Origin of the sequence: Enterococcus sp. AZ015, from assembly GCF_050499225.1 — a bacterium.
Lineage (GTDB): Bacteria > Bacillota > Bacilli > Lactobacillales > Enterococcaceae > Enterococcus_D > Enterococcus_D entomosocium.
On sequence record NZ_JBMHEX010000001.1, the window covers coordinates 70353 to 94911 of the forward strand.

General features: G+C 44.4%; 22 protein-coding genes. 17 read left to right on the forward strand and 5 right to left on the reverse strand.

The genetic code is table 11. The annotated features are described in order from the left end of the window. Positions 1-2 precede the first annotated feature (2 nt). The 3 genes from IGK85_RS00325 (at position 3) to IGK85_RS00335 (ending at position 4274) form a co-directional block, all read left to right on the forward strand. A complete protein-coding gene (locus tag IGK85_RS00325) occupies positions 3-1283 on the forward strand; it encodes a DUF4038 domain-containing protein (protein ID WP_005232856.1) in 1281 nt (426 codons plus the stop codon). 7 nt (positions 1284-1290) lie between these two features. After that, entirely contained in the window at positions 1291-2610 is a 1320-nt protein-coding gene (locus IGK85_RS00330) for a PTS sugar transporter subunit IIC (RefSeq protein ID WP_008376690.1), read from the forward strand. Between the two features lie 221 nt (positions 2611-2831). Then, the gene (locus tag IGK85_RS00335; protein WP_005226517.1) at positions 2832-4274 is read left to right on the forward strand and encodes a glycoside hydrolase family 1 protein; all 1443 of its coding nucleotides are present in this window, start codon (positions 2832-2834) and stop codon (positions 4272-4274) included. A gap of 107 nt (positions 4275-4381) precedes the next feature. Here IGK85_RS00335 and IGK85_RS00340 read toward each other — a convergent pair whose 3' ends face one another. After that, entirely contained in the window at positions 4382-4738 is a 357-nt protein-coding gene (locus IGK85_RS00340; RefSeq protein ID WP_008376686.1) for an MmcQ/YjbR family DNA-binding protein, read from the reverse strand. A gap of 255 nt (positions 4739-4993) precedes the next feature. Here IGK85_RS00340 and IGK85_RS00345 point away from each other — a divergent pair, with 255 nt between their 5' ends. From IGK85_RS00345 to IGK85_RS00365, 5 genes are all read left to right on the forward strand, one after another. Beyond that, positions 4994-5323 carry an AbrB/MazE/SpoVT family DNA-binding domain-containing protein gene (locus IGK85_RS00345; protein ID WP_008376683.1) on the forward strand — a complete coding sequence of 110 codons (330 nt, stop codon included), beginning with the start codon at positions 4994-4996 and terminating at the stop codon, positions 5321-5323. Further along, positions 5313-5603, forward strand: coding sequence for a type II toxin-antitoxin system RelE/ParE family toxin (locus tag IGK85_RS00350; RefSeq protein ID WP_008376682.1), 291 nt, complete (start codon positions 5313-5315; stop codon positions 5601-5603). The genes IGK85_RS00345 and IGK85_RS00350 overlap by 11 nt, the downstream gene beginning before the upstream one ends. A gap of 150 nt (positions 5604-5753) precedes the next feature. Next, positions 5754-6560, forward strand: coding sequence for a MurR/RpiR family transcriptional regulator (locus IGK85_RS00355; protein ID WP_008376679.1), 807 nt, complete (start codon positions 5754-5756; stop codon positions 6558-6560). 110 nt (positions 6561-6670) lie between these two features. Beyond that, positions 6671-7936 (forward strand): PTS sugar transporter subunit IIC, encoded by a 1266-nt coding sequence (locus tag IGK85_RS00360; RefSeq protein WP_008376678.1) that lies wholly within the window; start codon positions 6671-6673, stop codon positions 7934-7936. Between the two features lie 44 nt (positions 7937-7980). Further along, a complete protein-coding gene (locus IGK85_RS00365; RefSeq protein ID WP_008376676.1) occupies positions 7981-9420 on the forward strand; it encodes a glycoside hydrolase family 1 protein in 1440 nt (479 codons plus the stop codon). A gap of 81 nt (positions 9421-9501) precedes the next feature. On the opposite strand, the gene IGK85_RS00370 is transcribed toward IGK85_RS00365, so the two are convergent. Next, positions 9502-10254 carry an ABC transporter permease gene (locus IGK85_RS00370; protein ID WP_008376673.1) on the reverse strand — a complete coding sequence of 251 codons (753 nt, stop codon included), beginning with the start codon at positions 10252-10254 and terminating at the stop codon, positions 9502-9504. After that, positions 10251-11192 (reverse strand): ABC transporter ATP-binding protein, encoded by a 942-nt coding sequence (locus IGK85_RS00375; protein ID WP_008376670.1) that lies wholly within the window; start codon positions 11190-11192, stop codon positions 10251-10253. Before IGK85_RS00375 ends, IGK85_RS00370 begins: the two co-directional genes overlap by 4 nt. 95 nt (positions 11193-11287) lie before the next feature. On the opposite strand from IGK85_RS00375, the gene IGK85_RS00380 reads away from it, so the two are divergent. The 5 genes from IGK85_RS00380 to cydC all read left to right on the forward strand — a co-directional run bounded on the left by IGK85_RS00380 (position 11288) and on the right by cydC (position 18353). Beyond that, positions 11288-12253, forward strand: coding sequence for an Rgg/GadR/MutR family transcriptional regulator (locus IGK85_RS00380; RefSeq protein WP_008376669.1), 966 nt, complete (start codon positions 11288-11290; stop codon positions 12251-12253). Positions 12254-12435: 182 nt separating this feature from the next. Continuing rightward, complete coding sequence (locus IGK85_RS00385; protein ID WP_429968618.1) at positions 12436-13866, forward strand: cytochrome ubiquinol oxidase subunit I; 1431 nt, start codon at positions 12436-12438, stop codon at positions 13864-13866. Further along, entirely contained in the window at positions 13863-14882 is a 1020-nt protein-coding gene (gene cydB, locus IGK85_RS00390; protein ID WP_005232836.1) for a cytochrome d ubiquinol oxidase subunit II, read from the forward strand. Before IGK85_RS00385 ends, cydB begins: the two co-directional genes overlap by 4 nt. Continuing rightward, positions 14879-16600, forward strand: a complete 1722-nt coding sequence (cydD, locus tag IGK85_RS00395) for a thiol reductant ABC exporter subunit CydD (RefSeq protein ID WP_008376663.1) — start codon at positions 14879-14881, stop codon at positions 16598-16600. Before cydB ends, cydD begins: the two co-directional genes overlap by 4 nt. Then, positions 16593-18353, forward strand: coding sequence for a thiol reductant ABC exporter subunit CydC (gene cydC / locus IGK85_RS00400; protein WP_008376661.1), 1761 nt, complete (start codon positions 16593-16595; stop codon positions 18351-18353). The genes cydD and cydC overlap by 8 nt, the downstream gene beginning before the upstream one ends. A gap of 54 nt (positions 18354-18407) precedes the next feature. Here cydC and IGK85_RS00405 read toward each other — a convergent pair whose 3' ends face one another. Further along, complete coding sequence (locus IGK85_RS00405) at positions 18408-19388, reverse strand: polyprenyl synthetase family protein (protein WP_005226544.1); 981 nt, start codon at positions 19386-19388, stop codon at positions 18408-18410. A 93-nt stretch (positions 19389-19481) separates the two neighbouring features. Between IGK85_RS00405 and IGK85_RS00410 the strand changes: the two genes are divergently transcribed. The 3 genes from IGK85_RS00410 to IGK85_RS00420 all read left to right on the forward strand — a co-directional run bounded on the left by IGK85_RS00410 (position 19482) and on the right by IGK85_RS00420 (position 22702). Then, entirely contained in the window at positions 19482-20384 is a 903-nt protein-coding gene (locus tag IGK85_RS00410; RefSeq protein ID WP_008376658.1) for a prenyltransferase, read from the forward strand. A 31-nt stretch (positions 20385-20415) separates the two neighbouring features. Further along, positions 20416-21624 (forward strand): NAD(P)/FAD-dependent oxidoreductase, encoded by a 1209-nt coding sequence (locus tag IGK85_RS00415; RefSeq protein WP_005232831.1) that lies wholly within the window; start codon positions 20416-20418, stop codon positions 21622-21624. A gap of 136 nt (positions 21625-21760) precedes the next feature. Further along, positions 21761-22702, forward strand: coding sequence for an FAD:protein FMN transferase (locus IGK85_RS00420; protein ID WP_005232830.1), 942 nt, complete (start codon positions 21761-21763; stop codon positions 22700-22702). Positions 22703-22767: 65 nt separating this feature from the next. Here IGK85_RS00420 and IGK85_RS00425 read toward each other — a convergent pair whose 3' ends face one another. After that, entirely contained in the window at positions 22768-23682 is a 915-nt protein-coding gene (locus IGK85_RS00425; RefSeq protein WP_008376654.1) for a LysR family transcriptional regulator, read from the reverse strand. Positions 23683-23945: 263 nt separating this feature from the next. Here IGK85_RS00425 and IGK85_RS00430 point away from each other — a divergent pair, with 263 nt between their 5' ends. Next, positions 23946-24551 carry an NADPH-dependent FMN reductase gene (locus tag IGK85_RS00430; RefSeq protein WP_008376652.1) on the forward strand — a complete coding sequence of 202 codons (606 nt, stop codon included), beginning with the start codon at positions 23946-23948 and terminating at the stop codon, positions 24549-24551. Positions 24552-24559 lie beyond the last annotated feature (8 nt).

The following is a 24559-nucleotide window of genomic DNA, read 5'->3' on the forward strand; positions in this document are numbered from 1 at the left end:
CCGTGAAAATCACCGTAAACCAAAACAAACGCACCTTATTGCGAGACGGACAGCATTTCTTTTATTTAGCCGATACTTGCTGGAGTGCTTTTACTAGTATTCAAGAAAATGACTGGATCACCTACTTAGACAAACGCAAAGAGCAGGGATTCAACACCCTTCAAATCAATGTGTTACCGCAATGGGATCGCAGCCGTGGTCAATTTGACTGCTTGCCGTTTCCCCTTGATGCGGGTGTCTTTGATTTTACGGTTTGGGAGGATGCCTATTTCGAACGGGCTCAGCGTCTTTGTAAAATTGCCGATGAAAAAGGCTTTAATTTAGCATTGGTTGTCTTGTGGTCAAACTATGTCGCTGGCACTTGGGCTAGCCAGTTGGACAAAGAACGCAACGTGTTGCCGGAGGATTGCCGCCAGGCCTACTATCAAAAAGTGATTAAGACGTTTGATGCCTTCCATCCGATCTACTTTATTGGTGGCGATACGGACTTCCCAACACAGCCAACCATCGATACGTATCTAGAAGCCTTTGTTTTCTTTGAAAAGCATTCGCCCAATACCTTGAAAACGATTCATATCAAGGGACGTTTTGAAGAAATCCCTGAACCTATCGTCGAACATTTGGACTTATTTTTATACCAATCAGGTCATAACAGCGCCTTTTTGAATATGCCTTATTATTTGGCAGAGCGTTTTTATCAACGAGAACCGCAACTGCCGATCATCAACTCAGAACCTTGCTATGAACAAATGGGCTATGCCCGTCACGTATACGGTCGATTTGGTCAAAAAGATGTCCGCAAAGCAGCATGGCAATCATTGTTAGCCGGCGGCTCGGCTGGGATCACGTACGGTGCCCACGGCATCTGGAGTTGGCAAACCCCGACGGCAACCTTTGCGGAAGAAATCGGGGAAGCGTTTGATCGTCCGATGATTTGGCCAGAAGCTTTGTCTTTTCCTGGGGCAGATGATTATGGCTTTATCAAGCAATTATTTGAATTATTAAATATTCAGGAGCTTGTGCCTTGCCAAGAGCGCTTGATCGATGCAGATGAACAGATTCGTATGGCAGCTATCGCAGGAAGGAAGGATGCCTTGCTTTACTTGCCAAGCAATACAACAGTTCGCCTGCAAGGAGATCTTTCTACAGCGACCGTCACATTGATCGATTTGAACACCAATCGTTTCTTGAAACCAAAACTGACAGTTACTGATGGTATCACTGTTTTCCATCCCCACAATTGTCACGAAGATGTATTGTTCGTCATCCAAATAAAGGAGTGAAAAGAAAATGGATAAATATATGGATAAGGTATTAGTATTTGCAGATAAAATCTCCAACAATCGGTATTTAAAGGCAATTTCAAACGGGTTGATGGCGACGCTGCCGATCAACATTATTGGCTCGATCGCCTTGTTGTTAGCAGTTTTGCCGATTCAAGGGTGGACAGATTTTATCAACTCGATCAATATTGGCGGTTATTTTTCCGTCGGTTACAGTATGACCGTTGGGGTTATCTCAGTGTACGCTTCCTTTCTTGTCGGTCACCGTTTAGCGACAGAATTTAAGCAGTCGGCAGTCCCTGCCGGCATCGTTTCGTTGTTTGCCTTTTTGATGATGACGCCAATGGTCACCTTGGAGGAAACAACGACCCTCGACATGAGCAAACTCGGCGCTCAAGGCTTGTTTACCGCTATGATCTGCGGCTTAGTTTTTGCTCGTTTGTACTGCTTTATTTTAGAAAAAAATATCGCCATCAAAATGCCAGCAGGCGTGCCGCAATTTGTGACGGATACCTTCGCCGGTTTGATTCCAGCAATTATTTCTGGGTTTACCGCGATCGTCATTAGCTGGGCATTCAGTTTTACTTCTTATGGCTCATTTTCAGATTTCATCTATCAAATCTTGGCAATGCCGCTGCAAAGCTTGTCTTCTAGTGTCGGTTCGTTGCTATTTATTGTACTGATCCAAATGGTGCTATGGTTCTTCGGTATCCATGGTTCGTTGGTGGTGGGTAGCTTTGTCACCGCTTTGTACTTACCAATGGATGTAGAAAATATGGATGCTTTAGCTAGCGGTGTTGCTCGTTCCGAGCTGCCAAATATTTTGAGCAAGTCGTTTTATGATTTGTTTGCTGGTATTGGTGGGGCTGGGGGAACATTGTCATTGATTATCGTTATTTTGCTGTTGGCGAAATCAAAACAATCACGGACAGTCGCTAACCTAAGTGCCGTTCCTGGATTGTTCACCATTAATGAGCCGGTGATTTTTGGCTTACCGCTGATTTTGAATCCAATCATGGCGATTCCGTTCATATTAACACCATTGGTTCAAGTGCTTGTGGCGTACCTAGCGATCTGGAGTGGGATCGTTCCACGACTTAGTGGCGTACAAGTTCCCTTTGGCACACCGATTTTTCTAAATGGGTTTCTAGCTGGAGGCTGGCAGGTCGCAGTTCTACAAGTCGTTTGCGTTTTGGCAGGCTGCTTGCTGTACATTCCTTTTGTCAAAATATTAGATAAAGGAAAATTAAAAACGGAAGCAGAAGCAGCGCAAGCGGAGGGTCACCCACAAACTGAAAGTATCGATGCAACGGGGGAAACGGTTTAAAAGAAACCGATTTTATGATGACAAGCCAATGAGTTAGTGCTATAGTTAAAGAAAGAAAACCCACGTGGATTGTTACTGACTCGATCAGGCAAGACCTAAATAAGAAAGCGCTATTCTCGTTTTAGCAGCGGCTCTTATTTAGGTTTTTTGTTTTTTATCGGAGATTTTTCAGTAACCAGCTAGGTAGGTTTATCAAAAGAAAACAAAAGGAGAACGAGCAAATGGCAAAATTTCCAGAAAATTTCTTATGGGGCGGCGCGACCGCAGCGAATCAATTAGAAGGGGCGTTCGATCGCGATGGCAAAGGATTGTCAGTGGCGGATGCAATGCCTGGCGGCAAACAGCGTTTAGCGATTTTAGGTAGTGATACGTTTGATTGGACGATCGATGAGGACAAATACACTTATCCAAATCATCGCGGGATCGACCATTATGACCGTTTCAAAGAAGACATTGCGTTGTTTGCAGAGATGGGCTTCAAGAGCTATCGTTTTTCTATCGCTTGGACACGTATCTTTCCAAAAGGCGATGAAACGACACCAAACGAAGCTGGGCTAGCATTTTACGATGCGCTGATCGATGAATGTTTGAAATACGGGATCGAGCCAGTGGTTACGATCTCCCACTATGAAATGCCTTTGCATTTAGCCAAAGAATACGGTGGCTGGAAAAATCGAGCATTGATCGATTTCTATGAGCGTTTTGCAAAAGTCGTCTTGGAACGGTTCCACAGCAAAGTCAAATACTGGATGACCTTCAATGAGATCAACTCTGCTTTCCATTTCTCTGCATTGAGTCAAGGAATGGTCAACAGCACGGGTGCCAGCGACTTTACAAACGTGATCCAAGCGTGGCACAACCAATTTGTTGCCAGCAGTAAAGCAGTCAAAATCGGCCATGAATTAAACCCAGAGTTACAGATCGGTTGTATGATCATTTATGCAACGACTTACAGCATTGATGCGAACCCAGTCAACCAAGTGGCGACGATGATCCATAATCAAGCCTTCAACTACTACTGTGCCGACGTGCAGGTACGTGGAAAATACCCATCCTTTACGGATCGTTTGTACAAAGAACACGGCGTCAATAAAGAGGATCTTGAGATTACCGAAGAAGACTTAGCCTTGATCGCTGAACATACTGTTGACTATGTTGGCTTCAGCTACTACATGTCTTCTGCCGTGGATATCACCACAGAAGAAGCCGATGAAGTGCAAGGAAACTTGTTAGGCGGCGTCCGCAATCCATTCTTAGAAGCAAGTGAATGGGGCTGGCAAATCGACCCAGAAGGGCTGCGCATCGCGTTGAATGAATTGTATGATCGTTATCAAAAACCGTTGTTTATCGTGGAAAACGGCTTAGGAGCCATTGATACCTTTAACGAAGAAGGTAAGATCGAAGATGACTATCGTATCGATTACTTGCGCCGCCACATTGAAGCAATGGGGGAAGCGATTGCTGATGGCGTAGACTTGATCGGCTACACGCCATGGGGCTGTATCGACCTTGTCAGTGCTTCAACAGGCGAAATGAGCAAACGCTATGGCTTTATCTATGTTGACTTTGATGACGAAGGCAACGGCACGATGGATCGTTCCAAGAAAAAATCCTTCGATTGGTACAAACAAGTTATTGCAACAAACGGAGAAGAGTTGGCCTAAGTGTTTCGTTAGACTCACGGATGACGCAGGATCCGTTATAAAAGAAAACCGATCAACGGTGCTCCTATACTGGCGCATCGTTGATCGGTTTTTTGTGATATTTGGGTTTAACGGGTATGTTCATAGCTGTCTCGTAACAAAGATTGGAGTTGTTTTTCTGATACAGAGCCATCTAGTAATGCGGTGAGCCAATGGTTTTTATTCATGTGATAAGCGGGTAAATAGCCGTGACTTTGATTGATGATCGAAACCATTTCGGGCGCTGCTTTGACATCTAAAATCTCGATCATTCCCGTTCCTTTCAGACCTAATTTCTGCTTTTCTACAGTCATCAGCAAGCCAAACCATTTGCCGCTTTTACGGTGCCGCAAGACTTGGTACTCGGGAAACTTTGCAAATGGATGGTCGATCTGAACATCATTGAAGGTCTGAGCGAATGCGATCAGACGGTTTTTAAGATCCATGGGTATCCCTGCCTTTTTATTCATTCAACTCCAGTATACCGTATTTTTGCCAATATTTCGCTGGAAAAGGAGATTGGGCTCTTTGGTTTAATGAGCCGTATCACCTGCTGCATCGATAGTAATAAATAAGGTAAAGTAGCAGGCGGTTTATTTTCTCAATTTGACACTCAGCTTTCGGCATTACTTGTCATTACATTCGATTATGATATAATGTTCTTACAGAGTAATTACAAAAACAGAGAGAGGAGTGCAACGATGATTACGAAAACAAGAAAACAAGGGAATTCCATTATGTTGACGGTGCCCAAAGACTTTGGTATTCCCAATGGTGTGGAAGTAGAAGCAAAGCTAGTAGAAAATGGAATCTTGTATGAATTTATTGAACCGGTAAAACCATTCGATGATTTCAGTGAAGATATCTTGACTGATATTATTAATGAGGGATACGAACACGAAGATATTTTATCCGAATTTAAAGCGCGTAAGAGTAAGCTGATTTCTTCATTTAAGACAATTGCAAAGGATACTGCTACCGACGGGAAAGCAATGACCAAAGAGGAGTTGGCAACTGAAATTGGCTTATGAGGTGATTCCATCTAGACAAGTAGTGAATTATTTAAAAAAGTTGAAGGAGAAACCGCTGAAACAAAAGTTTCTTCATGTCATTTATGATGAAATAGCTGTCGAACCGTATAGCGGCGATCAAAAAACTGGCGATTTAGCTGGAATCTGGTCGAAGGGTTTTAAGTATGCAGGGACAACCTATCGTATTGCTTATGATGTGATCGATGACCAAGTGATTCCAGTCTTGTTATGTGGCACCCATGAGAATTTTTATGAACAGTTAAAGCAGTTAATGAAATAACTGGGGACCTGAATCGAAGAGTTGCGCGTAGGCGGACTCTTTTTTTTGATTTCTATTAAAAAGTACAATAAGTGAAAGGTTCTAAGAAATGGATGCCTATGCTAAGATAGAAGAAACCGGCAGCGTAAATAAGCAAGTGAGGTGGTCGCTATGAAAACGACAAGTCAAGTATACATTCGTTTAAATGAACATCTATTTAAATGCAAAAAATACGATTTGAATTTTTTGATAACAAAACTTTTAATTGAGCGAATCGATGAATTTCCTGCGATCTATATTGAAGAAATCGCCTATGCTGCACAGACGACCCCTGCCAGTATCACTAAATTTTGTAAGAAACTTGGTTATGCTAGTTTTAAAGAAATGCGTAATGACCTCACGATTTATTTTGAACAAGAATACCATTTAGCAAATACGATGTTTGAAGGGATGCTAGCGAATCTCGATACAAAGAGTAAAGTATCTGAAATGGTTGACCAATTTTTAGCCCGAGAGTACATGGTCCAAAAACAGATTTTTGACCAATTTGATCAACACCAATGCACACGGATCGCAGAAGAAATGAAACGAAAAAAACGAGTGGCGATTTTGGGTAACAGCTATTCTTTTTCGGTTGTTAATCTCCTGCGGGAACTGCTTAGTCAAATGGGCTATATCGTTTTTGAAGTAAACCGTAATGCGGAAGATCAGCTGATTGATCAAGTATTGCGGGAAACAGATATTTGTTTTGTGATCAATCTAACAGGCAGCTGGATCGATAAAAAGGCCTATTTGCTTGAAAAAACGGCCTGTCAGAAAGTTTTATTGACGTTCAGCGAGCAAGCCGCTCAAAGTAATCTCTTTGAAGAGCGTGTCTTGTTTAAAGAGGTCGTTCCATTGATGTCATCGAATTATTACTCGCAAAAAGTGCTTCATCTATGGATGATTTTTATGATTATGAATATGAGAAAAGAGTAAACGTAAAAAGCTATTTTCCATTTTTGGAAAATAGCTTTTATTGTTTCCTTATGAGAAAGCGCTTATATTCAAGTTAAGATATATCTTAAAAAATTTAGGAGGATTTACTGATGGATAAATTAATGCAATTTATTGAAACCAAAGTGATGCCGCCAATGATGAAACTTTCTAATCAACGTCACTTGAGTGCTGTTCGCGATGGATTGATCGCAACGATTCCAATCACAGTGATCGGATCGATCTTTTTATTGATACCGTACATTCCATGGCCTCAATCCTATGTATCGTTTATGGGCAATCATCCCGACTTAGTGGCAAAACTGATCATTCCCTTCAATATGAGTATGGGACTGCTTTCGATCTATGCAGCTTTTGGCATCGGCGCACGATTAGCGCAAAGCTACCAACTGGATAGTTTGGCAGGGGGCGTTTCTGCAATTTTTACCTTTTTTACTACATTGACCTTCACTTCTTTAGATGAAGGAACGTTTATCTCTACGCAATATCTTGGAGGAGAAGGCATGTTCGCCAGTATTTTGACCGCTATATTAGCAGTCGAGTGCATGCGCCTTTGTAAAAAATACAATATCGGGTTTAAACTGCCAGAGCAAGTACCTACGAATGTCAGCAGCAGTTTTGAAGTGATTATTCCCGTGTTTTTTTCAATGACGATCGTTTGGATCATTGTTCACTTGATCGGCTTTGACATCAATGCCCTGATTGCAAGTTTGATCACACCCTTATTAAGTGTTTCTTCCAACTCGTTAGCAGCACCCTTGGTCTATGTAGGATTGACTTGTATCATGTGGCTATTCGGGATTCATCCGCAAATATTAGCGACGGTGATGTTGCCGATCTGGCTAGTCAATTCTGAAGCAAATATGGCAGCAGCACAAGCCGGACAAGCGATTCCTAATCTGGGGGTACAGCCGTTTATCTTTACTTTCTTATGGATCGGCGGTGGCGGAGGAACCTTAGCACTTTGCGCAATGATGTGTTTCTCCAAATCAAAATTTTTAAAACAACTTGGTCGTCTCAGCTTTATTCCTGGGGTCTTCAACATCAATGAGCCACTGTTGTTTGGGTTGCCGATCGTTTTGAATCCAGCACTGGCGATTCCCTTTGTCGTGGCACCAATCGTGACCACTTTCGTGACCTATTTCGCGTTTGTGTCCAATCTTGTTCCCGGAATGGCGTATCCATTAGCGGCTGTGTGGACGGTTCCGAGTATTTTTTCAGCAGTGATCGCAACAGCCAGCATTCGCGGTGCTGTCTTAGTTGTGGTGAATTTCTTGATTTATTTGGGTATTTATTATCCTTTCTTCAAGGCCTACGAGCGCAAATTAGTGCTTGAAGAAGGTCAAACCGAAGCATAAGTCTATGAGATGAGCAATCAAATTTTTAGAAGAGGAGCAATGACATGAAGAAAAATAAGAAGCAATTTCCTGCCGAGTTTTATTGGGGAGGTGCAGTTGCCGCAAATCAATTAGAAGGGGCCTATCTTGAAGGGGGAAAAGGCTGGAGCGTGGCAGACATCAATCGCTTTCGTGATGATATCGATATAAAAAAGAAAAGCAACAAAGAGATAACGACGGCAGACGTAGAATTTGCTTTAAATGATCAAGAAGGGCGTTACCCGAAACGGGATGGGATCGATTTTTACCATACATTTCGTGAGGATCTGGCACTCTTGGCAGAAACAGGCATGAATTCGTTCCGAACATCTATTAGCTGGGCGAGGATTTTTCCAAAGGGAGACGAGCAAACGCCTAACGAAGAAGGGTTGCGCTTTTATGACGAATTGATCGATTGTATCCTTGAAAACGGCATGGAACCCTTGATCACCTTGTCTCATTATGAAATGCCGATCCATTTAGCGATGGCTTATGACGGCTGGTCAAATCGAAAACTGATTGATTTCTTTGTTCATTTTGCGCAAGTCGTATTCAAGCGATACCAAGGAAAAGTCAAATATTGGATCTTAGTCAATCAAATGAACTTGATTACCCATGAATCATTTAACCACCTTGGTATTCCCGCTGACCGAGTCGACAATCTGAAGCAAGCTAAGTACCAAGGGGTTCACAATGAATTGGTAGCATGTGCGAGAGCGATCAAAGTAGGGAAAGAAATTGATCCTTCTTTTCAAATTGGTATGATGTCTTATTATGGCAATGTTTATCCAGCTACTTGTAAACCGTTGGATGTTCTGAGTGCTCTCAAAAATAATCAAATGGAATATTATTATTCAGATGTACTTGCGCGAGGAACTTATCCGAATTATGCCTATCGTTTTTTTGAAGAAAACGGCATCGAGATTCAATTTGGGGAAAACGATGAAGCGGACTTCAAGCATACGGTCGATTTTGTTTCTTTCTCCTATTACTACACGCGAATCATTCATAGTGAAAACTACGGGAAAGAAGACGCAGCTTCGCCTAACCCTTATTTAGAAGCCAATGACTGGGGCTGGGCGATTGATCCAATTGGGTTACGGATTGCTTTGAATGAGTATTATGATCGGTACCAATTGCCTATCATGATCACAGAAAATGGTATGGGTTTTTATGAGACATTGAATGAAGAAGGAACGATCGATGATACGTATCGCATTGATTTTCTGAAACAGCACATTGAACAAATGAAAGAAGCAATCTATGATGGCGTAGAACTGATCGGCTACTATCCTTGGGGACCGATCGATCTTGTTAGCTGCTCCTCATCAGAAATGAGCAAGCGGTATGGGTTCATTTACGTGGATCTAGATGATTGGGGCAATGGTTCAGGAAAACGGTACAAAAAAGCCAGCTTTGACTGGTATAAGAAAGTGACGGCTTCTAACGGAGAAGTCCTCGATTAAAAAATAAGCGGCAACGACGAAGCAGAAGCTTGATCGTTGCCGCTTTTTTTATAAGAGAGTCAGAAAAGGGAGCCGGCGTCATTAGCGTAACCGTTTCTGATAAAGCATTCGTGCCAAGAACCAGCTCACGACTACGATACCACCGCACCAGCTAAAGGCACTGATCAAGGTGGTATCTTTCAAGTTTAACAAAAGCCCTCGCAAAGAATGGATGATCGGCGACATTGGTTGGTATTCAGCAAAAATGGCTAACGGGCGCGGCATGGTTTCCGTAGGGACGAAACCAGAGCTTAAGTAGGGCAACAGGGTGATCAAGACAGTAAACAAGGTAGCTGTCTCGGGGCTTTTGGCGATGAGACCAACCAGAACTGAGACCCAAGTAAAAGCGAAGGTGAAGCAAAAGATCAATAGGAAGGCGAGCCCCCAGCCAGCAACTGTGGCTTGAGGGCGAAAACCGATGACCATGGCAACGATCAATACGACCAAGGTACTGATCAAGCTCCGAAGGGTCGCGGCGAAGACATGGCCGTTTAAAAAGGCTGAGTTAGAAATATTCAAGGTCATCAGCCGTTCCACCATGCCGGATTTCAAATCTTCCGTCACCGTTACCCCAACGGAGGAAGCACTTTGGGCGATACATTGGACGAGGACACCGGGAACGACAAAATCGACATAAGAAGTATCGCCGACGTTCATAGCGCCACCAAAAACATAGACAAAGAGGATCATTAAAATCGCTGGGGTCAAAATTCCACTTAGCAGAGTCTCCATACTGCGAATCGATAGCAAGAGGTTGCGTTTGAATAAGGTGTTGGTTTCTATAATTGCTTTCATTGGTTTCCTCCTTGGACAAGTGTTAGAAAAATATCTTCTAAAGAAGCATTCTTTTGATTAAAACTGGTGATGGTGATCGGTAGTTGATTGAGTTCCTGCAACAGCGTGAAGGAATGCTGGAAGTCTTGACTGACGGGAAATGCCAGAGAGAGACTGGACTCATTGACTTGCAGCGGAAAATCAGACAGATGCTGACGCACGGTTTGCAAGTGTTCTTTTGTCACTACGCTGATTTCCATCGTTTGCGAAGGGTGCAGTGCTTTGACTTCCGTTGGTGTTCCTTGCAAGATGATTTTCCCTTCATGCAAAATGGCGACTTGGTCTGCTAAAAATTCAGCTTCTTCTAGGTATTGGGTCGTCAGGAAAATCGTTCGTCCTTGAGCGGCGATCTCTTTGATCATGTGCCATGTGGCTAAGCGGTTTTGCGGGTCTAACCCGGTCGTCGGTTCATCTAAAAAGAGCAGGTCAGGTTCGCCGATAAAACTCATGGCGATGTCTAAGCGCCGTCGCATGCCACCAGAATAGTTTTTGACTAGTCTGTTGCTGGCATCCACCAAATCAAAACGCTCTAACAACTGTTGGACGATCAACTGTTTGTTTTTGACATGGCGCAAGGCAGCAATCATCAGCAAGTTTTCTCGTCCGGTTAGTTCTTGATCGACGGCGGAAAATTGCCCCGTCAGACTGATTTTCTCGCGAATCGCTGCTGGATCTTTGGTCAAGTCGATCCCATCGATCAGCGCGGTTCCTTGATCAAAAGGCAGGATGGTAGACAAAATTTTGACTAGAGTGGTTTTTCCAGCACCGTTTGATCCTAATAAGACAAATACTTCGCCAGGAGTGACGTCAAAAGTGACCTCTTTCAAAACGGTTTTGTCTTTGAAACTTTTTTGTAAATGTTTCACGTGAAGCATTTTCTTTTTTACATGGGTATCCATAGCTTTTCCCTCGTTTCTATAAGATAATTCAACTATAAAGGCTCTTCGGGAAAAGCAACTGCTTATTTCAATATATTGAAAAAGAAGGTGAAGAAATGAACAATTATGGTGCGACAGTGAAAGAGCTTCGCAAAAGCAAAGGCTTACTATTGAAGGAATTAGTGGACGAACAATTGTCGATGTCTTTGTTATCGCAATTTGAAAATGGCAAAACGACGATTTCCTGCGAACGATTTCATCGTTTGCTAGATAAACTAGAAGTGAGTTTTGCCGAATTTCAACTGCTGCATACTGGGGAGCATCATTCGGAGGCTCAAAAGCTAATGGTCGACTATGTCCGTTCGATGGGGATCGAATCTATTGATGAAGTACCTAAACTAAAAAAGAAATATCAAAAGCTGACCGCCTACTTTCAACGACATTACTCCTTGGAGCTGGACCACTTCTTACAACTGATCCGTTTTGACTACTTGATGAAAGAGGAGCTTTTTAAAGGGATGCCCATCCAGGAGGCGTACCCGAAACACAATTATTGTTTGGACTCTGCGAAACATTACTTGCTGAATACCGATACATGGGGTGTTTATGAGCTGCGGCTATTTGCCCGCGTAGCAGTTTCGATGGAGCCAGCTTTGCTTTGGCGCTGTTTGACGATCGCCATCAAAAAGAGTCAGCGCTTTGCAAAAATCCCCGGCAACAAAGATATTCTATACAACACGTTTGAGACGGTGTTTTCCGTCTTTGCTGTTTTTGATGAGGTGGATTATGCGGAAAAGACCTTTCATTTATGGCGAGATCATGTTTATGAAAAAGAACACATTGAGCAAGCGATCTTTATGCCGTTTTTTGAAGGCTGGACATGTCTATTAAAACAAAACAAGCCAAAAGCGGCGGACTTAATGCAACAAACGTTAGATCAATTGGAAAGATTAGGGATGAAGACCACGTTTTCCATGTATCAATCATTAAGCACGTTTGTTTTAAAGGAGGATTTCCCGGGAATTTTATTGAGTGATCCTTTGCTTTCTGAGGGAACTCGTTACGGGTGGGAAGAGCCCTAAAAAGCTATATTCCGCTGATGAAAGCGCCTTATGTTTAAGAATCGGAGAGGAAGTGATTAAAAATCAGTAAATGCAAGCAATTTGCTTCTTTTTTACTGATTAGAGGAGTATATTCGAAGTTGGAATTTTTCTTTCTTTAGAATTATTTTAATGCACTTTTTTATGAAATAGGAGGATGTAGGATGGATATTGTGACACTAGCGCGAATCCAGTTTGCGATGACGACGATTTTTCACTTTTTCTTTGTACCGTTTTCGATCGGAACTGGTGTCGTCGTTGCAATTATGGAGACACTTTATGTGATCAAAAAAGATGAAAAATATCGCCGGATGACGAAGTTTTGGGGAAATATTTTTCTATTAAGTTTTGCTGTCGGGGTCGTGACAGGGATCATTCAAGAATTTCAATTTGGGATGAACTGGTCAGACTATTCTCGTTTTGTCGGGGATATTTTTGGTGCGCCCTTGGCTTTGGAGGCTTTGTTGGCGTTCTTCTTAGAATCGACGTTCTTAGGACTGTGGATCTTTACATGGGATCGGGTCAGTCCCAAGCTGCACGCCACCTTTTTCTGGTTGGTGACGCTTGGTTCGATGCTATCGGCGTTTTGGATCTTAGCTGCCAATAGTTTTATGCAGCATCCAGTAGGGTATACCTTGAACAATGGCCGGGCAGAAATGACTGACTTCGGTGCATTATTGGCAAATCCACAAGTGTGGTATGAGTTTTTACACGTGATCACCGCTGCCATCACGATGGGTGGGATCATTGTTGCTGGTTTATCAGCCTTTCGTCTGTTGAAGAAAGACAAAGACATTGACCGCGACTTCTTCAAAAAATCAATGCGGATCGGTTTTGCGGTGGCATTGTTCGGTTCATTCACCGTCTTGCTAGCCGGGGATGAACAAATGAAATACTTGGTTGAAGAACAACCAATGAAATTTGCCGCAATGGAAGGAACTTATGAAGATACCGGGAGTCCTGCGGCTTGGACTGTCGTTGCTTGGGCGAATGAAGCGGAACATCACCAAGTTTTCGGTATTTCGATTCCATATATGTTGAGTATCTTAGCCTTCAATGAACCCTTCGGCTCAATCGATGGGATGGATACGGTCAATCAGCAATTGATTGAAACCTACGGCGACCGTAATTACTACCCGCCGGTCAACACACTCTTTTGGAGCTTCCGGATCATGGCTGGTTTTGGTGCCTTGATGCTGTTGGTTTCTGGTCTGGGGTTGTATTTTACGCGTAAGAAGAAACCGTGGCTCTTTGAAAAACGCTGGTTACTTTGGGTAGTGGCAATCACTTTGTTCACCCCATTTATTGCCAATACAGCTGGTTGGCTGATCACGGAGTTAGGGCGTTACCCATGGACGGTTTACGGCTTGTTTACGATCGAAGATAGTGTGTCACCAAACGTTTCCGTGACCTCTCTCTTGATCTCAAATATCGTTTACTTCCTCTTATTCTCTGGCTTAGGCGGAACAATGGTCTATCTTGTGAAACGGGAAATGGATCATGGACCCGAAAAAGAAGTCTTTGGTGAAATCAGCCAAGGAGACAACCAAGATGGGTACGAAGACCCATTTGATAAGGAGGCGTTTGAAGGATGACCGGTCTGCAATTACTATGGTTCACGTTGATTGGGCTTTTATTTTCCGGATTCTTCTTCTTAGAAGGGTTTGACTTTGGTGTGGGGATGTCTGTGCAGACATTGGCTCACAATGAAGAGGAAAAAGACCAGATCGTTAAAACGATCGGGCCTGTCTGGGATGGCAATGAAGTGTGGCTATTGACCGCCGGCGGAGCGATGTTCGCCTCGTTTCCATACTGGTATGCTTCTTTGTTCAGCGGGTTTTATTTGATTTTGCTGTTGATCTTAGTTGGGTTGATCATTCGTGGTGTCTCCTTTGAGTTTCGAGCGAACTTCCCGAAAGAGCACAAAAACATTTGGAACTGGACGTTGACGATCGGCAGTACGATCGTACCGTTTTTCTTCGGTCTGATGTTTGTCAGCATGATACAAGGAATGCCTTTGGGTGAAGATGGCAACATGACCGCAACCTTTACGGATTACGTCAATCCCTTTTCAATCGTTGGCGGGATCGCGTTGACCTTGTTGTGCTACTTGCACGGATTAAACTATATCGCTTTGAAAACGGAAGGTCCGATTCGGGCACGGGCACGCAACTATGCAAGTATTTTTTATGGCATCCTATATGCAGGCTTAATCGTCTTTGCTGTGATGCTTTACTTCCAAACGGATTTCTTTGAGAATCATTTTGCGACAACGCTTGGTTTGTTGCTTGTGATCGTTGTACTGACACTGATTGCAAATATCGGCGTCTTTAAAGGCAAAGAAATGATGGCTTTCATTGCGAGCGGCTTGACGTTGATCGCTTTGGTGGCATTGATCTTCACAGGGTTATTCCCAAGAGTCTTGATCAGTTCGATCGATTCAAGCTATGACCTGTTGATCGCTGATGCGTCTTCAAGCCGCTACACATTGAAGATCATGAGTTATCTTTCACTGACGATCTTGCCTTTCGTCTTGGCCTATACGGCTTGGAGTTACTATATCTTCCGTAAACGGATCAGTCATACGGAGGCGTTGGAGGGGTATAAATGATTGATAAACAAATCATGAAGCTCCCAGGAATGAAACAACTTTTAGGGCTGCTTGCGGGACTTTCGTTCCTGCAGGCGCTCTTCATTATTGGGCAGGCGTATGGATTGGCACGTGCCATCACTGGCTTATGGGAAGGACGACCATTAGAGGAACAGTGGGGCTGGATTCTGCTGTTCTTTTGTTCGTTTATCGCCCGACAAGCCGTTATCTATTTCCGTTCCAAAAGACTTGATGATTACAGTTACCAGCAAGCCGCCGATCTGCGGGATCAATTGTTGGAGAAATTGTTTCGGGTCGGTCCTCAGATCGCACAACAGCAAGGGACGGGGAATGTAACAACGATGGTCTTGGAAGGGATCAACCAAGTCGAAAACTACTTGAAATTGATTCTTGCCAAGATCATGAATATGTCGATCATTCCTTGGGTCATTTTGGCACTCGTTTTTTATCTGGATTGGGAATCCGGCTTGGTCTTGCTGTTGGTGTTCCCCTTGATCATCATTTTTATGATCATCTTGGGCTATGCCGCGCAAAGCAAAGCGGAAAAACAATACCGAACGTTTCAATTACTGTCCAATCATTTCATCGACTCCCTGCGAGGGATCGACACGCTGAAATTGTTTGGGGTCAGTAAAAAATATGGCAAAAGTATCTTTGCTTCCAGCGAACGGTTTCGCAAAGCGACGATGGCTTCATTAAAAGTCGGTATTTTATCGACCTTCGCCTTAGACTTTTTCACGACCTTATCGATTGCCGTCGTGGCAGTCTTGCTAGGCTTGCGGCTGATCAATGAAGGAATCTTGCTGTTTCCAGCGTTAACCATCTTGATTTTAGCACCAGAATACTTCTTGCCGATCCGCGACTTTTCCAGTGATTACCATGCAACCTTAGACGGAAAAAATGCGATGACTGCGGTGACGGAGATCTTGCATCAGCCCGAAGCCCAAGTACCGGCAGTAACGGTGCCTCGTTGGCAGGAAGACGCCCAGTTAACGATCGATCAGCTGGCGTTTTCCTACGAGGAAAAAGCGGCTTTGACGGATATCAACTTGAACGTGACTGGCTTCAAAAAGATCGGGATCATCGGTTTGAGCGGTTCTGGCAAGTCTACCTTGATCAATACCTTGAGTGGCTTTCTCGTGCCAGACAGTGGCGAGATCACTCTCGGAGGGGCGAAGACCACGGCCTTTCGCCAAGCAAGCTGGCAAGAACAGCTGATCTATATTCCGCAAAATCCTTATATCTATCGGTTGACCTTGCAGGAAAATGTCGCGTTTTATCAGCCGACAGCTACCAAAGAAGCCGTACTGAAGGCCATTGAAGTGGCAGGCTTGACTGAGCTTTTGGCGGAGCTGCCGCAAGGGTTGGACACGATGTTAGGAGAAGGGGAACGGCATCTAAGTGGCGGACAAGCCCAACGGATCGCTCTAGCCCGTGCCTTTTTAGACCAGCAACGAAAGATTCTTTTGTTTGATGAACCAACGGCTCATTTGGATATTGAAACCGAAGTTGCCTTAAAGGAACGGATGCTGCCGCTGATGGAAAACCGTTTAGTCTTTTTTGCAACCCATCGCTTGCACTGGATGGAAGAAATGGATGAAATCATCGTGATGGATCAAGGAAGAATCGTGGAACAAGGCACCTTGACACAACTGCAGCAAAAGCAAGGTGCTTTTACAGAACTAGTCAATGGAATGAGGAGGGAACAGCTTGAATAAAATCGGCTTATTGCGCTCATTGAAAACCGATACCTGGGTCAAGCCTTTCTTGTCAAAATACAAAAACGTTTTGGCGTTGGCCTTATTCCTAGGCTTCTTGACCTTTTTCTGTGGCGGTGCACTGATGTTTAATTCGGGGTACCTGATCAGCCGCTCGGCGTCGATCCCGGAAAACATTCTATTGGTTTACATCCCCATCGTACTGACCCGAGCGTTTGGGATCGGCCGTCCAGTCTTTCGCTATTTGGAACGGTTGACCAGTCATAGCTGGGTCTTGCGCATGACCTCTAATTTACGTTTGAAATTGTATAACGTAGTAGAAAAAGATGCGATCTTCTTTAAGCAAGCGCATCGCACAGGGGATATCTTGGGCTTATTGGCAGAAGATATCAACCATATTCAAAACCTGTATTTGCGGACGATCTTTCCTACTGTGATCGCTTGGATCTTGTATGCGTTCTTGATCATTGGACTAGGCTATTTTTCTTGGTGGTTTGCTTTGGTGATGCTGCTGCTATTAGGGATCATCGTCTTTGTCTTGCCGCTTTGGTCGGTGATCATCAACGGCGCGCGGCAAGAAAAGCAAAAACACATGAAAAACAACTTGTATACGACACTGACGGATAATGTATTAGGGGTTTCTGATTGGGTCTTCTCTCAAAGAGGGAGCGAGTACGTGGCTGCCCATAAGGAACTGGAAACGCAGTTGCGGGCGGTGGATGAACAGATGCTGTCCTTTGATCGCCGGCGTGATTTTCTTTTACAAAGCATCTTTGGGGTGATCGCTGTCGCATTGCTACTTTGGACCAGCATTCGCTTTCCAGGTAACCACGGAGGAGCAGCCAACTGGATCGCTGCCTTTGTCCTGTGCGTCTTTCCTTTAGTTGATGCATTTGCGCCATTACCGTCAGCTGCTCAAGAAACCAATCGCTACAAAGACTCCATCGATCGCTTCAATGCATTACCAGAAGAAAATCGCCAAGAGGTCTCCATGGAGCAACCGTCAATACCTGAAGTGACGGGCCTCGTGTCGATCACAGTCAAGGACTTGCATTTTCAGTATCCTGAAGGCAAAGAAGTGCTTCATGGGCTGGATCTAACGATTCCTGCACATCAAAAACTAGCGATCCTTGGCCGCAGCGGTTCTGGGAAAAGTACCTTTGCCTCCTTGTTGCGAGGCGATCTGCAACCGACGCAAGGGGCGATCACCTTAAATGACGTGCCAGTGACGGCATTGAGTGAGTCAATCAGTGACTTGATCGGTGTCATCAATCAAAGTCCCTATCTTTTCCATACGACCGTCTTGAATAATATTCGGCTAGGCAATGAGTCGGCTTCGGAAGAAGAAGTCTGGCGCGTACTGGAGCAAGTCGGGTTGAAAGAAATGGTGGCAGCTTTGCCTAATGGTTTGGCGACGATGGTGGATGAAGCCGGCTTGCGTTTTTCTGGTGGAGAACGGCATCGTTTGGCATTGGCGCGAATCTTGCTAAAAGACACCCCAATCATCTTATTGGATGAGCCAACCGTCGGCTTAGACCCAATCACGGAGCAAGACGTACTTGAAACCTTTTTCCAAGTGCTGGAGAACAAAACGATCATTTGGATCACCCACCACTTGCAAGGAATTTCGATGATGGATCGTGTGCTTTTTATTGAAGATGGTCAGTTGACCATGAGCGGAACACCTGCCGAATTGGCCGCAGAAAATAAACATTTTCAACACTTATTGGCCATTGACCAAGGACGACGATAAAAAAGAGCGTCCATCAATCAGTGATGGACGCTTTTCTTCTCATTACGCTATGGCTCAGTAATTGCGCTGCAAGAGCAGTTCAGTTAATGAACGAATTTTGGCCTTGCTAGGTGCTTCTGGCAGCAGATCGATGTCGTCTAAGGCTTTTTGCGTGTAGGTGACCGCGAAAGCGCGCGCTTTTTCGACACCGCCGTAACGGACGACAAGATCCGCAACTTCTTGGGCTTCTGCCAAGGAGAGTGCTGCTTTTTTATTCAAATAAGGAGCGAATGCTGCAGGTGCCTGTTCTTTGGCAAATAGCAGCGGCAAGGTATAGACCCCTTGCGCCAAATCTTCTAGAATCGGTTTTTTCAAGGTGCCGCTATCAGAGGTGTAGTCGAGAATATCGTCGAATACTTGAAAGGCGATCCCGATGTTGCGCCCGATCTCACCAGCTCGTTCTTGGTTTTCTGTGTCGAGGCCGCCAAAATGAGCGCCTTCGAGACAAGCGAGCCAAAACAGTTCAGCGGTTTTGCCGTTGATGCTTTGTAGATAGTCGTCAATCGATTCATGGATGTTGTAGCGAGTGTGCATTTGATCAAGCTCACCTAAAAGGAGTCGTTTCATGGCTTGTGCGTTGGTTTTTAAAAACGGGGAGCCATTCATACTTTCGATCAAAAGCTCAAAAAATTGGGTGAACAGAAGATCACCCGTGTAGACCGCGATATCCTTGCCATATTTGGCTTGAACAGTGACTTGACTGCGCCGCAGCGGCGAATCGTCAATAATGTCGTCATGGATCAAAGTGGCCATGTGTAAAATTTCTAGAGAAGCAGCAATTTTTGTTAATTGGTCGGTTTTTTTATAATGGGGATCGCCTAAGTCAGCAAACAAAAAAAAGAGCGCTGGCCGCAGCATTTTTCCACCTGAATAAGTAAAGTCGATCAAAACATCTTGTATCTCTTTGTTACGAACAGTAACGTGTTCTTCAATGATGGAACATACGGTTTTCAATCGTTGTTCGATCGTCGGATAATCGATCCAAAAGTCAAACATAGTATAACCCTTTCTAACAGTCATTCAGCCCTTATTCTAGCGTAAAGGGGCGTGATTGACTAGTTTAATGCACTCACTAAAGGAGGTGAAGTTGTGACGCTACCTGTATTTTTAGAACTTGTCGAATTTAAAGCAAAAACCGCCAGTATTTTGCCATTTTTTATTGGTGTCTGCTACAGCTGGTACAATTATCAAACGATTCATCTTGGCTATGTCTTGTTGTATTTCATTGCCATGCTGATCTTCAATATGGCGGTGGATATTTTAGATAACTACAACGATTACCATCATGCCACAGAAGGGCATGATTACAAAGAAAAAACCAATATCATTGGTCGGGAACAATTGTCTGTCAAATTGGTTTTTTGGTTGATGGTCTCCATGATCATCCTTTCCGCTGCCATGGGGATCGCCTTGGCAATGGTGGTTGGCTGGCCGCTCTTTTGGATGGGGCTGTATTGTTACCTAGTCGGGATCTTTTATTCCTCTGGTCCACGGCCGCTTTCTAGTTTGCCTTTAGGCGAGTTCTTTTCCGGCTTTACGATGGGCTTTATGATCTCATTGATCTGTGTCTATCTTAATGCCTATCAAACCTTTGAATGGAACATTGCCACGATTGGCAGTATTTTCTTGATCTCATTGCCCAACACATTATGGATCGCCAACTTGATGCTGGCAAACAACATTTGTGATCTGGAAGAGGATGAAAAAAATGAGCGCTATACGCTGGTGCATTACCTTGGTAAAGCCCGTGCGTTGAAATTATTTATCGCGATGAACGTCTTGGCGTTTGTTGCGATCATTGCCTCAGTTGCCCTCAACATTGCGCCTTGGTCACTGGTTCTGACCTTTTTCGCGGCGCCCTTTGTCTGGCAACAGACAAAACGATTTATGCAAAAACAAATCAAAAGAGAGACCTTCATTTGTGCCGTTCGGATCCTTGCGGTCGGAGCATGCGTACAAGTGCTGAGTTTTGCGATTGGTTTGATTTTATAATTTTTACAGCAAAGAAAGGAAGTAAGGAAACATGAAGGAAGTTGTCATTTTAGGAGCAGGGTATGCTGGATTGCGAGCATTGCACGTACTGCAAGGAGCAAAAGAAGCGTTTCACATCACATTGATCGACAAAAACGATTATCATTATGAGGCAACCGATCTTCATGAAGTTGCGGCTGGTACGCAACCAAGAGACCGCATTTGCTATCCCATCAATGATGTCGTTCGTCCCCAAAAGACGAGCTTTGTTCAAAAGGAAGTGGCGTCGATCGATCGTAACCAGCAAGTGATCGTTTTTAAAGATCAATCCACGTGCACGTATGATTATTTGATCGTGGCGTTAGGCTTTGAATCAGAATCATTTGGGATCCCTGGTGTCGAGGAGCATGCGTTGGAAATGGTGGATGTCGACTCCGCAGAAAACATCTATCATCATTTGTTGAAACAAATGAAGGCATACAAAGAAACACAAAATCCTGACTACCTAAAAATCGTTGTCTGCGGTGCTGGTTTTACCGGAATCGAATTGCTAGGTTCATTGGTGGAAAACCGTAAAACCTTTGCGAAAGCAGCAGGCGTCAAGCCAGAAGACATCAAACTGTATTGTGTCGAAGCAGTGACTCGTTTATTACCGATGTTTGATGAAAAACTATCGGATTATGGGATCAAAAATCTCGTTAAATGGGGCGTGAACTTCCTGACTGGTAAACCCATCAAATCAATCAAACCGGGTGTCGTTGTCTATCAAGATGATGCCGATACAGGAGCAACAGCTGAATTATCAGCCAAAACCATCGTTTGGACCACAGGCGTCAGCGGCAGCCATGTGATGGCTGAATCAGACTTTTCTGCTCGTCGTGGTCGTGTGATGGTCAATCAAGACCTAACAGACCCTGATCATAGTAACGTCTATGTTGTCGGTGATGTTTCAGCAGTCATGGACCCAGCGACTAATCGCCCGTATCCAACAACGGCTCAAATCGCTTTGAAGATGGGGCAGCATGCGGGTAAAAATATCTTACGTCAAATGAACGGGGAAAAACCAACAGATTTCCACTTTGAATCATTAGGTTCAGTGGCGTCTATCGGCAATACCCATGCCTTTGGCTTAGTAGGGAAAATGGGCATCAAAGGCTATCCCGCTTCCGTGGTGAAAAAAGCCATTATGGACCGTTCCTTGTACCAAACCGGTGGGGTCAAAGAAGTATTGGCGAAAGGCCGCTTCGACTTTTATCATTGAGCAATAGAGACAGCAGACTGCGAGGGTGACCTCGCAGTTTTTTTTCAAAAAAAGCAGTGGCGGCATCCCGCAGACTACTTTTTTCTCCCAGAAACTGCTATGATAGCCAAAAGAAGAGGACAAAGGAGCAAGGACAATGGCAGAAGGTCAACGAGTGTTACAGGGAATGGGAACGGTGATCACGATTTGGGTGCAGCATGAAACCCCAGAAGTGATCTTAGAGGAAGCAGCGAAAAGAGCCGCGGCCTTTGAACAGCGTTTTAGTGCCAATGACCCTACGTCGGAGTTGATGCAGATCAATCAGCAGGCAGGACAAGGAGCGATCGCCGCCACACCGGAATTGGTTGAATTGATCGCACTAGGGAAAACCCATAGCTTGCCAAAAGATAGCTACTTAAATATTGCCATCGGTCCTTTAGTGCAGGAATGGCGAATCGGGTTTCAAGATGCCCATCTACCAACGCCTGAGAAAATCGCTGAACTGCTGCCAAAGACTGATCCCGCCAAGATCGTTTTGGATGAAACGCTGCAGACCGTTGGGTTAGCTGCCGGCATGAAGCTTGATCTAGGGGCCGTTGCGAAAGGGTATTTTGCTGATTTGTTGATGGCGTATTTCAAGCAGGTCGGTGTCACAGCCGCTTTGATCGATCTTGGGGGCAATGTGGTTACTTACGGCGATGCCCCGAGCCATGCTGATGGCTATTGGCGGATCGGGATCCAAAATCCTTTCTTGCCAAGAGGGAATTTTGTCGCCGCGTTGAAGGTACACAATCAGTCAGTCGTTACATCAGGGATCTATGAACGAACCTATCAGGTAGCGGGCAAGACCTATCATCATATCTTTGATCGAGAAACGGGCTATCCGTTAGAGTCAGCCATTGCCAGTGTCACGATTCTATCCGACAAATCGGTTGATGGAGAGATTTGGACGACCCGCTTATTCGGCAAAGAGCCACCAGCCATCTTGCAGGAGCTGGCGCCGTTAGAAGGGATCACTGGATTAGTCATTACCAAACAAGGTGAATTGATCTATCCGCAAGAATTAGCACGTTTGATCGAAACGCCAACAGCAGAATGAAAACAAGCAGCGACTACCTAGGAATATAGGTGATCGCTGCTTGTTTTTTTTGTAAAAAAAGAAAGTTAGACGTGGTGCAAAAAGGTCTCGATCAAGGCGCCTTCGCTGTTTGACAATGCCCGTTCGGCTTGGTGGGCAATAAAATAGGTGAGGGACAAGAGTTCCTCTGGCATTGGATAAAGATTAAAAGGGGTCGCGGTCGCTGCTTGTAGCACGCTTTCTGGTACGATCGCAATCCCAAGGTTGTTTTCTGCCAATGCCGCTGCTGTATAAATATTGCTGCTTTCTATGAGAACCGTCGCCTCTACTTTGTATTTTTGCAGCAATTGATCGATTTGGCGCCGAATCGCCGAGCCGCTGGCGGTCAAAATCAATGGACTTTGCAGCAAGTCTTTGACGGCCAATGAATCAGGCGCTAAATACCGCTTCCCTGGTTGATACAGGGAAGAACAAGGCGGAATGATCGCTAGATACCGTTCTTGATTGGTACTGTGGACCGTTAGATTCGGTGCGATCGTCTCAGGGTTTTGTCCGATAAAAAAGTCCAGCTGCCCATTCAGCAGGCGTTTTTCATTGTGCTTCGGCAGGTCTTCCCGCAAGAAAAAGTGCACGTCGGGATAGTGTTCATAATACGCAGGCAAAAAGAGCGGCAGCAGGTAAGAACCAAGGCTTGGCAAGATGCCTAAGCGCAAAGAACGCTTCTCGGTCGCGGTATACCAAGACAGCCGACTTTTCAATTTGGCAGATTCTGTTTCCAAGGTTTCTAGATATTGATAATAGATTTTACCAGCTTCCGTCAGTTGAAAATGTCCCGGCTGCCGATTGATGATGGGGGTCCCTAGCTCTTGCTCGGCTCGTTTCACGGTTTGCGTCAAGTAAGGCTGTGAAATGTAGAGATCTTTGGCGGCTTTGGTGTAGTTGCTATGCTTTAACAAGGTATCGAGGTATTGCAGCATCAGATGGGAATCTTTAAGTGCCATCGCGTTGTCCTCCTAGTCATTTTTCTCATTATAACAAATTTGTTATCGATGGATAATTAAATAAATATTTCACAAATAAAGAATTCAGCCGTACACTTAATGGGTACTTGGGGAAGATTTTTTTGTTTAGGAAGAAGCCTTTCATCTCAGTAGGTCGTAAAAAACAACTTGAGAAACGATTGAAAAAAGAAATCAAAGCCAATGGTCAAAAACTTTTTATTTTTTGTTAAATGTTAAATTATTCACAATTAGGAGAGATGATAATGAAATTGATTGGAATCGTAGGAACCAACTCGACGCGTTCGACCAACCGTCGCTTACTGCAATTTATTCAAAGCCATTTTAGTGACCAAGCGGAGATCGAACTTTGCGAAATCAGTGATCTGCCGGCATTTAATGAACCAGAAGATCGGACGGCACCAGCGGCAGTCCAAGCCTTGTCAGAGAAGATCGAAGCAGCAGATGGGGTAATCATCAGTACACCAGAATACGACCACTCGATCCCAGCGGTGTTAAAAAGCATGATCGAATGGCTTTCTTATACGACGCGGCCTTTGATCGATAAACCAGTGATGATCACGGGTGCTTCTCTTGGTGCATTAGGTTCATCGAGAGCCCAAGCCCACTTGCGTCAGATCTTAGATGCGCCTGAAGTAAAAGCCCGAATCATGCCGAGTGCGGAATTTTTGTTAGGGCATTCCATGCAAGCCTTCGATGAACAAGGAAACTTGATCGATAACGAAAAAGTTGCCGAACTAGAAGACTGTTTCAATGAATTTGTCTTGTTCGTCGAAATCACGAACCGTCTGGTCAGTGAATATTCAACGGCTAAAGAACGAGCAAAGAAATTTTCGTGGGAACAAGCATAAGAAAGAGA